Annotated in this window: 1 pseudogene; it reads left to right on the top strand. The window is 50.4% G+C overall.

The features are described from left to right. Positions 1 to 35: 35 nt before the first annotated feature. Positions 36 to 626 (top strand): annotated as a pseudogene (tnpC, locus tag EFBL_RS13625) (IS66 family transposase); the annotation flags it as partial. Positions 627 to 678: the final 52 nt, after the last annotated feature.

Genomic DNA, 678 nt, shown 5'->3' with positions numbered 1-678 from the left:
CCAGCTTCTCATTACGGCGGTAATGCAAAGCTTTGCATTACCGCCGCAAGTTCGATGAAGCGCTGAAGGCGCTGCCGGAATCAAAGTCATCGGCACCGGTTGTAGCCAGGGAGGGACTGGATTTCTGCAACCGCCTTTTTGCCATCGAGCGTGATTTGAAGGATGCCACACCCGATGAACGTTATACCATCCGAATCGAGCGTAGTCGCCCGATCCTGGATGCTTTTTTGGCATGGCTTCGTACCCAGCGCCCCCGTGTACTGCCCAAGAGTGCGCTTGGACAGGCGATCGTCTATTGTCTCAATCAGTGGGAAAAATTAGAATCCTTTCTGAAGGATGGACGGTTGGAGCTGGATAATAACCGCAGCGAACGCTCCATCAAGCCGTTCGTGATCGGTCGTAAGAACTGGATGTTTTCCAACACCCCTCGGGGTGCTCAAGCGAGCGCAATAATTTACAGTATCATTGAAACGGCGAAGGAGAATGGATTAAATCCATTTGCCTATCTGACCTATCTCTTTGAGAAGCTTCCCCAACTGGAAGATCCCAAGGATTTGCAAGCTTTGGACTCGCTGCTTCCCTGGTCAGAGGCGTTGCCTCTAACATGTCGTATATTTCAAAAATAGCTTACATGGGGTCCCCATTTTCTCACAAGGTGGGGACTATTTTACGCTTACG

This window comes from Effusibacillus lacus (assembly GCF_002335525.1).
GTDB lineage: Bacteria > Bacillota > Bacilli > Tumebacillales > Effusibacillaceae > Effusibacillus > Effusibacillus lacus.
The sequence above is the reverse complement of the archived record's forward strand: the minus strand, read 5'-3'. Positions and strand labels throughout refer to the sequence as shown.